The organism is Herbaspirillum camelliae, assembly GCF_001929405.1.
GTDB classification, from domain to species: Bacteria; Pseudomonadota; Gammaproteobacteria; order Burkholderiales; family Burkholderiaceae_D; genus Herbaspirillum; species Herbaspirillum seropedicae.
The window spans coordinates 2,037,343-2,050,160 of sequence record NZ_KV880769.1 but is presented as its reverse complement, the minus strand read 5'-3'; the positions used below and the strand labels follow the sequence as shown (position 1 = coordinate 2,050,160).

14 protein-coding genes are annotated in these 12,818 nt (G+C 64.6%); all 14 read left to right on the top strand.

Annotated features, from left to right (window positions below):
• The first annotated feature begins 24 nt into the window (after positions 1-24).
• The 14 genes from BGK68_RS09140 to BGK68_RS09075 all read left to right on the top strand — a co-directional run bounded on the left by BGK68_RS09140 (position 25) and on the right by BGK68_RS09075 (position 12,783).
• Entirely contained in the window at positions 25-570 is a 546-nt protein-coding gene (locus BGK68_RS09140) for an LPS-assembly lipoprotein LptE (RefSeq protein ID WP_075256838.1), read from the top strand.
• Positions 571-586: 16 nt separating this feature from the next.
• Positions 587-1,606 (top strand): DNA polymerase III subunit delta, encoded by a 1,020-nt coding sequence (gene holA, locus BGK68_RS09135; RefSeq protein ID WP_075256837.1) that lies wholly within the window; start codon positions 587-589, stop codon positions 1,604-1,606.
• Between the two features lie 49 nt (positions 1,607-1,655).
• Entirely contained in the window at positions 1,656-2,924 is a 1,269-nt protein-coding gene (locus BGK68_RS09130) for a glutamate-5-semialdehyde dehydrogenase (RefSeq protein ID WP_075256836.1), read from the top strand.
• Between the two features lie 45 nt (positions 2,925-2,969).
• A complete protein-coding gene (locus tag BGK68_RS09125) occupies positions 2,970-3,395 on the top strand; it encodes a CopD family protein (protein WP_075256835.1) in 426 nt (141 codons plus the stop codon).
• Positions 3,396-3,459: 64 nt separating this feature from the next.
• A complete protein-coding gene (locus tag BGK68_RS09120; RefSeq protein WP_075256834.1) occupies positions 3,460-4,065 on the top strand; it encodes a 2-hydroxychromene-2-carboxylate isomerase in 606 nt (201 codons plus the stop codon).
• 102 nt (positions 4,066-4,167) lie between these two features.
• Positions 4,168-5,424: a THUMP domain-containing class I SAM-dependent RNA methyltransferase gene (locus BGK68_RS09115; protein ID WP_075256833.1), complete on the top strand. Its 1,257-nt coding sequence runs from the start codon at positions 4,168-4,170 to the stop codon at positions 5,422-5,424.
• 176 nt (positions 5,425-5,600) lie between these two features.
• The gene (locus tag BGK68_RS09110; RefSeq protein ID WP_075256832.1) at positions 5,601-6,017 is read left to right on the top strand and encodes a DoxX family protein; all 417 of its coding nucleotides are present in this window, start codon (positions 5,601-5,603) and stop codon (positions 6,015-6,017) included.
• Positions 6,018-6,121: 104 nt separating this feature from the next.
• Entirely contained in the window at positions 6,122-6,967 is an 846-nt protein-coding gene (locus BGK68_RS09105) for a dioxygenase family protein (protein ID WP_075256831.1), read from the top strand.
• 49 nt (positions 6,968-7,016) lie between these two features.
• Positions 7,017-7,916 (top strand): LysR family transcriptional regulator, encoded by a 900-nt coding sequence (locus BGK68_RS09100; RefSeq protein ID WP_075256830.1) that lies wholly within the window; start codon positions 7,017-7,019, stop codon positions 7,914-7,916.
• A gap of 316 nt (positions 7,917-8,232) precedes the next feature.
• Complete coding sequence (locus tag BGK68_RS09095) at positions 8,233-8,760, top strand: 2,4'-dihydroxyacetophenone dioxygenase family protein (RefSeq protein WP_075256829.1); 528 nt, start codon at positions 8,233-8,235, stop codon at positions 8,758-8,760.
• 11 nt (positions 8,761-8,771) lie between these two features.
• Positions 8,772-9,506: an SDR family NAD(P)-dependent oxidoreductase gene (locus tag BGK68_RS09090; protein ID WP_075256828.1), complete on the top strand. Its 735-nt coding sequence runs from the start codon at positions 8,772-8,774 to the stop codon at positions 9,504-9,506.
• Between the two features lie 246 nt (positions 9,507-9,752).
• Positions 9,753-11,039 (top strand): MFS transporter, encoded by a 1,287-nt coding sequence (locus BGK68_RS09085; protein WP_013232620.1) that lies wholly within the window; start codon positions 9,753-9,755, stop codon positions 11,037-11,039.
• Between the two features lie 97 nt (positions 11,040-11,136).
• Complete coding sequence (locus tag BGK68_RS09080; RefSeq protein ID WP_075256827.1) at positions 11,137-11,862, top strand: SDR family NAD(P)-dependent oxidoreductase; 726 nt, start codon at positions 11,137-11,139, stop codon at positions 11,860-11,862.
• 123 nt (positions 11,863-11,985) lie between these two features.
• The gene (locus tag BGK68_RS09075) at positions 11,986-12,783 is read left to right on the top strand and encodes an IclR family transcriptional regulator (RefSeq protein WP_075256826.1); all 798 of its coding nucleotides are present in this window, start codon (positions 11,986-11,988) and stop codon (positions 12,781-12,783) included.
• Positions 12,784-12,818: the final 35 nt, after the last annotated feature.

Genomic DNA, 12,818 nt, shown 5'->3' with positions numbered 1-12,818 from the left:
GGCCAACCCAACCGACCGATATCCATGCACGCTCAAGTCCAAATCAAGCGTTTCCCGCAATGGCTGCTGATGGTGGCCGCCGCCGTATTGCTCTCGGCCTGCGGCTTCCACCTGCGCGGGGCAGCCGATCTGCCCTTCAAGACCATCTACCTGGGCTTCCCGCCCAATTCGCAGGTAGGCGTGCAACTGAAGCGCAACATCGAAGCCAGCGGCGCCACCGTCGTCGATGACGCCAAAGAAGCCGAGGCCAACCTCAAGGTCCTGGCCGACTCGCGCGACCGCCAGGTGCTGACCTTGAACACCAATGGCCGCGTGCGTGAATACGCGCTGTTCCAGAACTTCAGCTTCTCGGTCACCGATGCCAAGGGCGTGATCATCATCCCGCCCACGGCCATCACCCTGCGCCGCGTCATTACCTATGACGAAAACCAGGAACTGGCCAAGCAGGCGGAAGAAACCCTGCTCTATCGCGACATGCAGTCCGACCTGGTACAGCAGATCCTGCGCCGCCTGTCGGCGTCCAAGACGGCCATCAAGAACGAGAAGGCTGCGGCCGACTCGGATTCCTGACCCGGCCCGATCCGCCATGCAACTGCGCCACGACTCCCTGGACGCCCATCTCGGCAAATCGCTGGCGCCGCTCTACGTGATCGCCAGCGACGAACATCTGCTGGCGCTGGAGGCGGCCGACAAGATCCGCCGCAGCGCCCGCGCCAACGGTTATACCGAGCGCGAAGTCCTGGTGGTGGAACGCAGCTTCAAGTGGGGCGAACTGCTGGCGGCCAACCAGTCGCAATCGCTGTTCGGCGACAAGAAGCTCATCGAACTGCGCATCCCCACCGGCAAGCCCGGCAAGGATGGCGGCCAGGCGCTGCAGGATTACGCCGCCAATCTCTCGCCCGACAACCTCACCATCATCAGCCTGCCCAAGCTGGACTGGGCCACGCAGAAGGCGGCCTGGGTCGGCGCGCTGCAGCAGGCGGCGGTCTATATCGACATCCCGCTGGTGGAGCGCGCCCAGTTGCCCGGCTGGATCGGCAACCGGCTGGCGGCCCAGCAGCAGAGCGCCGACCGGCCCTGCCTGGACTTCATCGCCGACCGCGTGGAAGGCAACCTGCTGGCCGCGCACCAGGAAATCCAGAAGCTGGCCCTGCTCTACCCGGCCGGCCAGCTCAGTTTCGAACAGGTGCAGGACGCCGTGCTCAACGTGGCGCGCTACGACGTCTTCAAGCTCAACGAAGCCATGCTCTCGGGCGACATCGCGCGGCTGACGCGCATGATGGAAGGCTTGAAGGGCGAAGGCGAGGCCCTGCCGCTGGTGCTGTGGGCCGTCACCGAAGAAATCCGCACACTGCTCAAGCTCAAGTCCGGCATGGCCCAGGGCAAACCCGTGGGTGCGCTGTTGAAGGAATACCGCATCTGGGGCCCGCGCGAACGCCTGATGGAACCGGCCCTGCGCCGCATCAGCCTGGCCGCGCTGGAACAGGCCCTGCAGGAAGCCGCCCTGGTGGACCGCATGGTCAAGGGCCTGCGCGCCCGCAGCTTTGCCGGCGACCCGTGGGACGCCCTGTTGCAGTTGGGCCTGAAGCTGGCCCGCGGACGCTGATTCAACCACATCGAACCCGACGCGCCCAGCGCGCCCCGGAGAAAACCGCATGGAAAACATCGACCTCTACATGAACCGCATCGGCCAGCAGGCCCGTGCCGCCTCGCGCGCCATGGCGCGCGCCGATACCGCTGCCAAGAACCAGGCGCTGCTGCTCATTGCCGCCGCCATCCGGCGCGACGCCGACGCCCTGCGCGCCGCCAATGCGCTGGACCTGGAAGCAGCCCGCGCCAACGGCCTGGCCGACGCCATGCTGGACCGCCTGACGCTGTCGGACAAGGCCATCGCCACCATGGCCGAAGGCCTGGAACAGATCGCCTCCCTGCCCGACCCCATCGGCGAGATCAGCAACATGAAGTACCGCCCCACCGGCATCCAGGTCGGCCAGATGCGCGTGCCACTGGGCGTGATCGGCATCATCTACGAAGCCCGTCCCAACGTGACCGTGGACGCCGCCGGCCTGTGCATCAAGAGCGGCAACGCCACCATCCTGCGCGGCGGTTCCGAAGCGATCCATTGCAACCAGGCCCTGGCCAAGCTGGTCAAGGAAGGCCTGGCCGGCGCCGGCCTGCCGGAACAAGCGGTGCAAGTGGTCGAGACCACCGACCGCGCCGCCGTGGGTGCGCTCATCACCATGCAGGAGTACGTGGACGTGATCGTCCCGCGCGGCGGCAAGGGCCTGATCGAGCGCCTGATGAAGGAAGCCAAGGTGCCCATGATCAAGCACCTGGACGGCATCTGCCATGTGTACATCGATGACAAGGCCGACACCCGCAAGGCGCTGGACGTAGCCTTCAACGCCAAGTGCCATCGCTATGGCACCTGCAACACCATGGAAACCCTGCTGGTCGCGCGCAACATCGCCGCGGCCATCCTGCCGCCGCTGTCGGAACTGTATCGCGTCAAGGAAGTGGAACTGCGCTGCGACGCCGAAGCCGCCGAGATCCTGGCCGGCTACCCGCTGCTCAAAGCCGCCACCGAAGAAGACTGGGACACCGAATACCTGGCCCCCATCCTCGCCGTGAAGGTGGTGGCCGACATGGACGAGGCCATCGAACACATCAACCGCCATTCGTCCCAGCACACCGAGAGCATCATCACCGAGGACTACACCCGCGCCATGCGTTTCCTGCGCGAAGTGGATTCGGCCTCGGTCATGGTCAATGCCTCCACGCGCTTTGCCGACGGCTTCGAATACGGCCTGGGCGCCGAGATCGGCATCTCCAACGACAAGCTGCACGCACGCGGCCCGGTCGGACTGGAAGGCCTGACCTCGCTGAAGTACATAGTGCTGGGCAATGGCCAGGTACGCCAGTAAGCCCTTATCCCCTCCTCAACGCCTACGCCATCGACAAGGACAGCCATGCTCTGGATCAAAGCCCTGCACATCGTCTTCATCGCCTCCTGGTTCGCCGGGCTGTTCTACCTGCCGCGCATCTTCGTGAACCTGGCCCAGGAAACCGAGGTGGCGACCCGCGAACGCCTGCTGGGCATGGCGCGCCGGCTGTACCGCTTCACCGGCATGATCTCGCTGGTGGCGCTGGCGCTGGGCGTGTGGCTGCTGGCCATCACCTGGCAATTCTGGAAGGGACCGGGCAATGGCTGGCTGCATGCCAAGCTGTTCCTGGTGGTGCTGGTGATCGGCTACCAGCATGCCTGCGGTTCGCTGCTCAAGAAATTCGAAAACGGCAAGAACGTGCGCAGCCACGTCTGGTACCGCTGGTTCAACGAAGTGCCGGTGCTGCTGATGCTGGCCATCGTGATCCTGGTCGTCGTCAAGCCGTTCTGACCGTTCTGCATCGTCCCAGTCCACGTACGCTTCATTCCACACCCACATCCTTCCGGAGCCGGTCATGAGCAAAGTCTGTGAGTACTTCTTCGCGCCGCATTCGCCCTTCGCCTATCTGGGCCACGATCGTTTCGTCGCCCTGGCCGACAAATACCAGGTCCAGATCCTGCCCAAGCCCTTCGACCTGTCCAAGATCTTCGGCGTCTCCGGTGGCCTGCCGCTGGCCAAGCGCGCGCCGCAGCGCCAGGCCTATCGCTTGAAGGAACTGGCGCGCTGGAGCGAATTCCTGGGCAAGCCCATGATCCTGCAGCCGGCCCATTTCCCGGTCAACAGCGACAATGCCGCGCGCCTGATCATCGCCACCCAGCTGGCCCACGGCACCGCCGCCGCACTACGCCTGGCCGGCGCGGTCATGCGCGCAGTCTGGGAAGAACAGAAGAACATCGCCGATCCCGACACCCTGGTGACCATCGCCAATGTCCTGGAACACGATGGCGCAGCCTTGCTGAAGTCGGCCGAAACGGCCAGCGTGCAAGCCGAATTCGACCGATTCACCGACGAAGCCAATGCCGCCAGCGTCTTTGGCGCACCCTGGTTCATCTATGAAGGCGAAGGCTACTGGGGCCAGGATCGCCTGGACTTCCTCGAGCGGGCTTTCGCGAAAGCCTGAGCGGCCAGCGTACAATGACGCCGGACTGCGCAATGACTTCCAGCGCAGTCCGGCGTTTTCATTTCTGAAACCCCTGTTTTCCAACGGATAAAAGGTACTCCCATGCAATCCCCCGACACCAACTACTCTTACTTCTGCCCCTGCCCGCGCGGCCTGGAAGCCGCCCTGGCCGAAGAACTCAACGAGATCGCCCAGCACGCCGGCCCCGCCGCCAACCTCAAGGTGCACAACCAGGTGCCCGGCGGCGTGCACTGCTCGGGCACGCTCCTGGCGGCCTACCAGATGAACCTGCACTCGCGCATCGCCAGCCGCGTGCTGTTGCGCATGGGCCATGGTTCCTACAAGAACGAAAACGACATCTACGACCTGACGCTCGCGCAAGCCTGGGAAGACTGGTTCAAGGTCTCGCACACCATCCGCGTGGATCTGACCGCAGTGAAGTCGCCCCTGCGCAGCCTGGAATTCAGCACGCTCAAGATCAAGGACGCCATCTGCGACCGCTTCCTCGACCAGTTCAAGCTGCGCCCCTCGGTCAACACCCGCACGCCTGACATGCGCATTGCCGGCTTCGTCGACGCCCACAACTTCACGGTCTACCTGGATACCTCGGGCGAGGCGCTGTTCAAGCGCGGCTGGCGCGAAGAGACCGGCGACGCGCCGCTGCGCGAGAACCTGGCCGCCGGCCTCCTGCGCACCGCCGGCTGGAAGCCGGGCGTGCCGCTGTTCGATCCCATGTGCGGTTCCGGCACCATCCTGGCCGAAGCGGCGCAGATCATCGCCGGCGTACCGCCGGGCGCGCGCCGCCGCTTCGCCTTCGAGAAGTTCAGCAACTTCGATGCCGATGCCTGGTTCGCCATCAAGGGCGATTTCAAACCCAATCCGATTCCAACCACGCCCACGCTCTTCGGCAGCGACATCTCCGGCGACATGGTGGAACTGACCCGCAAGAACCTGGTGCGCGCCGGCGTGCACTTCGAAGTGCCGCTGAAGCAGATCGAAGCCCAGGAAATCAAACCGCCGGTGGACGCCGAGGGCAAGCCGCTGGTCGGCATCATCCTCACCAACCCGCCCTACGGCGAGCGGATCGGGGTGCGCGGCGACCGTGCCCTGCCCACCGAGGAATTGTTTGCGCAGTTCTTCAGCGCCTTCTCCAGCACCCTGAAGCAGCGCTTTGCCGGCTGGAGCGTGTTCCTGTTCTCGGCTGACCTGGGCCTGCCCAAGCTGATGCGCCTGAAGGAAGCCCGCAAGACACCTTTCTTCAACGGCGCCCTGGAATGCCGCCTGTTCCGCTTCGACATGGTGGCCGGCTACAACCGCCGCGAAGAAGCCAAGCCGGTCTCGCGCGACAGCGAAGACTGATCTTCGCGGGCACGGATGGATTGTCAACCTCACCAAGACAATCCATCCCGCCCCAGCCGGTTTATCCGGCCCGCCTTCTCCCCTACAGTGTGGACATGGCCATTGCCGATTGCGCCGCAAGAAAAACGCGCAACGCAGGCCATCCTTCATCCACTCCACACTTTCCCGGGATCATCATGAGCACCGTCACCGTCAACACCCGCGCCGACTACGCCGCCTTCCTGCTGCGCGTTACCATGGGCATCTTCTTCCTGGTCCACGCCGGCCTGAAGATCTTCGTCTTCACCCCGGCCGGCACCGTCGGCTTCTTTGCTTCGCTGGGCGTACCGGGCTGGTTCGCCTATCCGGTCATCGCACTGGAAGTGGTCGGCGGCATTGCGCTGGTACTGGGCTACTATGGCCGCTGGCTGGCCCTGCCGCTGGCAGCCGACCTGCTGGGCGCGATCGTGCTGGTGCATGGCAAGGCCGGCTTCTTCTTCACCAACCCCAAGGGCGGCTGGGAATACCTGGCGCTGTGGATCGTCGGCCTGATCGCGGTGTTCCTGCTGGGCGACGGCGCCTTTGCCTTGAAGCGTGAAGAGCCGCGCAGATAACAGCACAGCTCATCCCAAGTCATCACAGGTCATACAAACCGCCGGGCCGCGCGCCCGGCGCAAATGTTTTATATCATTTAGTGCAATATCCGAGGAACCCCATCATGTCCACCACCACTGCCGCCGATAGCCTCCCCCTGCCCTCGCTGTTCGTCTCGCACGGCTCGCCCATGCTGGCGGTGGAGCCAGGCCGCACCGGTCCGCTGCTGGCCGGCATCGGCGCGACGCTGCCGCGTCCGCGTGGCATCGTGGTGGTGTCGCCGCACTGGGAAACCTTCACCCCGCGAGTGGGCAACCAGGCCAAGCCGCGGGTGATCCACGACTTCGGCGGTTTCCCGCAAGCACTCTACGAACTGGACTACCCCGCCCCCGGCGCCCCGGCCCTGGCCGAGCACGTGGCGCAACGCCTGCGCGACGGCGGCCTGCCGGCCCATACCGATGGCGGCTGGGGCCTGGACCATGGTGCCTGGGTGCCGCTGCGCTACCTGTATCCCCAGGCCGATGTGCCGGTGATCCAGCTGTCGCTACAATCGCAGCAGCCGCCGGCCTATCACTTCCAGGTGGGCCAGTTGCTGGCGCCCCTGGCCCGGGAAGGCATCCTGCTGGTGGGCTCGGGCAGCTTCACGCACAACCTGCGCGAACTGCGCCGCAATGACGCAGACAGCGGCGATGCCCCGCATACGCTGCAATTCCTGCAATGGTTCCTGGACCGCATGCAGGCCGGCGACCGCGACGCCCTGTTCGGCTACCGGACCACCGCCCCGCACGCCGTGCGCAATCATCCCAGCGACGAGCACCTGCTGACCCTCTTCTTTGCCATGGGTGCGGCCGATGACTGGACCCAACTGGTACACCTGGACAGTGGTTCGACGTATCATAGCCTGCGCATGGACGCCTTTGCCTTCGGCACCGGCTCCCGCCTGCTGGCGAAACAACCAGTCGCCGCCTGAGTCGCCCCATCCTCGAGGGCGCACGCGGCGCCTTCAGGGGATAGATGATTTGAACAAACTGCGCGAAATCGAATGCTTCATCGCCGTGGCCGACCTGGGCAGCTTCGTCAAGGCAGCCGAGGCCCTCAGCATTTCCAAGGCGGCGGTCTCGCGCACGGTGCTGGAACTGGAAGCCCGCCTGGGCTCGCGGCTGATGCAGCGGACCACGCGCCGGCTCTCGCTCACCGAAGCCGGCGCCCTCTATCTGGAACGCTGCAAGCAGATCGTCGCCGCCCTCGAAGAGGCCGATGACCTGCTCTCCTCCGGCAACGCCAAACCCACCGGCCTGTTGCGCATCAATGCCCCGCTCACCTTCGGCGTCTTGCACCTGGCCCCGCTGTGGCCAATGTTCCTGGAGCGCCATCCCGAGATCTCGCTGGACATTACCTTGTCGGACCGCATCGTCGATATCATCGACGAGGGTTACGACATGGCCATCCGCATCGCCCGCCTGTCCGACTCCACCCTGGTCCATCGCAAGCTGACCAGCACCAGCCTGCATGTCTGCGCCTCGCCCGCCTATCTCGACGCCCACGGCACGCCCGCCCATCCGCACGAACTGGCGCAGCACCAAACCATCAGCTACAGCTACAACCAGAGCAAGGACGAATGGCAGTTCAGCGGCCCGGAAGGTCCGGTGAGCGTGCGCGTGAGTTCGCGCCTGCACGTCAACAATGGCGACAGCTGCGTCCAGGCGGCGCTGGGCGGCATCGGCATCACCCGCCAGCCCACCTTCATGATCGACCAGCACCTGCGCAGCGGCCAGCTGGTCTCCATCCTGGAGGACTATGGCTCGCCCGAACTGGGCATCTACGCGGTCTATCCCAGCCGCACCCACCTGCCGGCCAAGATGCGGGCCATGCTGGATTTCCTCACCGAGGCCTTCGCCCAGGTCCACTGGAACGACTGAGGCGGCATCCCGCCGCGTTCTCATTCTCCGCCTGTGGCTTCCCGCAGGACGGAGATGAAACGCCTGCTGCAAATTTTTTCATGCGGACCCGCCTGCCGGCTGACTCGCCTTGTAGGGTACACGCTCCTTCCTTCCGATCTGCGGCCTTATAGCCCGATTCAGGCTCCTGACTCGCTTTCGCTTCCAATCTGCAAGGCCTCGGCGGCATTGACACTACGTTTTGCTTGAAGCACAGTGACCACATAGCAGACGCAACGTCCACAATGCGGACAAATAAAACATCAAGCGTCGATGAACCACTCAACAGGAGACACCCATGAGCAGCCCCATGCCCGCCGATTCGCGCATGCAGCCCTATCAATTCCCCAACCCCAAGGAAGCGCCGCTGGAGATCGTCGTCAACCCGGCCATTCCCGAGGATGAGCGCATCTGGGTGCCGCAGGCCGATAACGTCTGGTTCCGCCCGCTCTGCCTGAATGTCTCGCAGGGCTACTGGACCAACCTGCTGCGCGTACGCAAGTCCGGCGTGCTGTCGCGCCACCGCCATCCGGCGCCGGTGCATGGCATGGTGCTCAAGGGAAAATGGCGTTATCTGGAACACGACTGGATCGCCGAACAAGGCAGCTACGTCTTCGAACCGCCCGGCGAGACCCACACCCTCTACGTGCCCGAAGACGTGGAAGAGATGATCACCTACTTCCACATCACCGGCGTCATGTTCTATTGCGATCCCTGGGGCAAGTTCGAAGGCTACGAGGATGTCTTCACCAAGCTCGACATGTGCCGCAAGCACTATGAAGCGGTGGGACTGGGCAGTGATTACGTCGATCGCTTCGTACGCTGAGGATGAATGAAATGACTTATTCCCGCGCATCCTATGACTTTGGCGACTGCGTGGCCGTGGTCACCGGTGGCCATGGCGGCATCGGCGCAGCCATCAGCGCGCGCCTGGCCGCAGGCGGCGCGCAGGTCGTGGTCTGGGACCAGCAGCACGACGCTACCTCGCCCTATCGGCAACAAAGCATCGACATCACCGACGCCCCTGCGGTCATGCAGGCCGCCCAGCAATTGCTGGCCGACACTGGCCGCATCGATTTCCTCATCAACAACGCTGGTTACGCTGGCGCCACCGTGCCGCTGGACGAGTATGACGTGGATGAGTGGCATCGCATCGTGCAGGTCAACCTGCTGGGCGTCTTCCATGCCTGCCGCAGCGTGACGCCGGCCATGCGCGCGGCCGGACGCGGACGCATCGTCAACATCGCCTCGCTGGCCGGCAAGGAAGGCACGCCCAATGCCTCGGCCTACAGCGCCGCCAAGGCGGGCGTGCTGGCGCTGACCAAGTCGCTGGGCAAGGAGCTGGCCGAGAGCGGCGTGCTGGTCAACGCCATTGCACCCGCCGCCGTGAAGACCGCGCTGCTGGAACAGATGTCGCCAGCGCATGTGCAGACCATGATCGCCAAGAGCCCCATGCACAGACTTGGCACGGTCGAGGAAGTGGCCGAGCTGAGCGCATGGCTGTGCTCCGGCTCATGCAGCTTCAACACCGGCGCAGTGTTCGATCTCTCGGGCGGACGCGCCACGTATTGAGCGGCTTGCCGCTCGAGCACAGGAATCATCCGGGCAAGCAAGGATCGCCGCCAGAGTGAGGCAGGCAACATCGACGCCTCACTCTGGCGGCGCCGGAGCAGTAGCAGGGACGGCATCCACAACGTCCTCAAGACAGCATCCTTGCACGACGCTTCGGCCATGTCATCGACAGCGAGCACCGCAACAGACGGAGCCGGCACGAAGCAAGCCAATGGCATTGACTCATTCACACTGGAGACGTAACCCATGGAAGTCCAAAAGGAAAAGAGCCCCCGGCTCAAACGCATACAGGTGGTCGCACTGAGCTTCCTGATGCTGGCAGGCATCGTCAACTACCTCGACCGCAGCACCCTGTCCATCGCCAATCACTCGGTAAGCCAGGAACTCAATCTCTCCGCCTCGCAGATGGGCCTGTTGCTGTCAGCCTTCTCGCTGGCCTATGCCTTCTCGCAATTGCCCATCGGCGCCATGCTCGACAAGTTCGGCGCACGTGTGATGCTGGGCGCGGGCATGTTCATCTGGTCGGTGGCGCAGCTGGCCGGCGGCTTCGTCAACAACCTGCAGCAGTTCCTGGTGGCGCGGGTCTTCCTGGGGCTGGGCGAAGCGCCGCAGTTCCCGGCCGGCGCCAAGGTGGTCTCGGAATGGTTTGCCATGCGCGAGCGCGGCGGACCGACCGGCATCTTCGTGGCCTCCTCCACCATCGGACCGGCGCTGGCGCCGCCCATCCTGACGATCCTGATGCTCTCCTTCGGCTGGCGCATGATGTTCGTCATCATGGGCGTGCTGGGCATCGCCGTCTCGGTGGGCTGGTACCTGTTCTACCGCAATCGCAACGAAGTCCAGCTCACGCCCTCCGAAGTGCTCTACCTGGCCGATGACCACGACAACGATCCCAACGCCAATGCCAAGCTGAGCTGGAGCGAATGGAAGAGCCTCTTCACCTACCGCACCACCTGGGGCATGCTGTTCGGCTTCATGGGCGTGATCTACATGGTGTGGCTGTACCTGACCTGGCTGCCGGCCTACCTGGAGCATGAGCGCCACCTCTCCATTGCGCGCACCGGCTGGGTGGTGGTGATTCCCTACATCTTCGGCACACTCGGCATGCTCTCTTCCGGCTATATCGCCGATGGCCTGATGAAGCGCGGCATGCCCGCCATCCGCAGCCGCAAGTGGCCGATCTGCGCAGGCCTGATCGGCGCCGGCGCCTTCACCATCCCGGCGGCCTACACCCCCAGCACGACCATGGCCATCGTCTACATCTCGCTGGCCATGGCCTTCGTGAACATGGCTTCGGGCGGCGCATGGGCGCTGGTGTCGGTGGCCATTCCGCGCCGCCTGGTGGCGTCGCTGGGCAGCATGCAGAACTTCGGCGGCTATCTCGGCGGCTCGCTCGCCCCCGTGATCACAGGCGTGGTGGTGGACCAGACCCACTCCTTCGTCAACGCCCTCCTGATCAGCGCCGCCGTCGCCTTTGCCGCAGCACTGGTCTACATGTTCGTGGTGGACAAACCCATCGAGTCGCACGCCTGATCCTCCCCACCGTCATGCACCAGTAGCCTGACCCGATGCCGCCGCCTACGGGTAGCGGCATCCAGCCAGTCTCCTGCCACTCACCACAAGGAAAACAATGAGCTTCATTCCCGATCTGCTCAAGGGCAAGACCGCCCTGGTCACCGGCGGTACGCAAGGCATAGGCGCGGCTGTCGCGCGACAACTGGCTGCGCTGGGCGCACGCGTGATCGCGGCCGGCCTGCCGCCCTTTGCGCATGAAGAGTTCGAAGGCAGCGGCATCACTCTGGTGGAGATGAACGTGGCCAGTGAAGAGAGCGTACACGCTGTATTGTCCGGTCTCACGCAACTGGACATCGTGGTCAACTGCGCCGGCATCATCAAGCGAGGTGCGGAACTGGAGACGGAAGTATTCGAGCAGGTCATCGCCGTGAACCTCACCGGCACCATGCGCGTATGCGCCGCCGCGCGCGAGCTGCTCAGGCAGTCCAGGGGCTGCATCGTCAATACGGCATCCATGCTCAGCTTCTTCGGCGGCGGCCTGGTGCCGGGCTATAGCGCCAGCAAGGGCGGCGTGGCGCAACTGACCAAGTCGCTGGCCATTGCCTATGCCGCTGACGGCATCCGCGTCAATGCGGTGGCCCCCGGCTGGATCGCCACCCCGCTGACCCAGGCCCTGCAGGACGACCCCGTGCGGGCCGGCCCCATCCTGGCGCGCACCCCGCTGGGCCGCTGGGGGCAGCCGGAAGACGTCGGCCAGGTAGTGGCCTTCCTGTGTTCACCAGCGGCGTCCTTCATGACCGGCGCCATCGTGCCGGTGGATGGCGGCTACCTGGTGGCCTGAGCCATCCGCCCCGCTTTCACGTGCAATGCCATTTGCCCGCGCCGATGCTCCAGGCGGCGCGGGATTTTTTACGCAGGGGCTCCGCTATAATCTCCCGCGACTCCGTTTCCATCGCCCGCGCTCATGCCCGCCCACGACCCACATCCAGACGACGCCACCAGGATCGCCGGCACCGCCGCCTTCTCCAAGTTCATGGTGGTGCTGCAACTGATCGCCGACCAGGACGCGCCATTGAACATTGCGCAACTGTCCGCTCTGTCGGGCTATCCGCGCCCCACGGTCTATCGCATCCTGGCCGCGCTGATGGCCGAAGGCATGGTAGTGGAAAACCCGCGCAACAAGCAGTATGAAGTCGGCCCGCGTCTCATCAATCTCGCCAGCCGCGCCTGGGACCGCAGCGACATCCGCACCACCGCCATCGAGTCCTTGCGCCAGCTGCGCGACCTCACGCGCGAGACCGTGCACCTGGCCGTGCCCAGCGATCACAGCATGGTCTATATCGAGAAGCTGGAAAGTCCGCAAGCGGTGCGCATGGATTCGCGCATCGGCACCCGCGTGACCTTGTATTCGAGTTCAGTGGGCAAGGCCTATCTGGCCGGACTGGAGGAAGCCCATCGCGAACGTCTGATGCGTACGCTGCATCTGCAAGCCTTCACCGCCAACACGCATACCGAACTGGCCGCCCTGCGCGCCGATGTGGAAGACACCCGCGCACGCGGCTACGCCGAAGACCGCGAGGAAAACGAAGCCCAGATTTTCTGCTACGGCGCGGCCATCGTCGGTGCCGATGGCGCGCCGGTCGCCTGCGTGAGCGTGAGCATTCCGCTCTATCGTCGCCTGCCCGATGCACAGCAGGCCTATGTGCAGCCACTGCTGCAAGCCTGTGCGACGATCTCGCGCAAGCTCGCCGGACCGGGCTGATCCCGGTCCGGCCTTGCTACAACACATCCATCAAG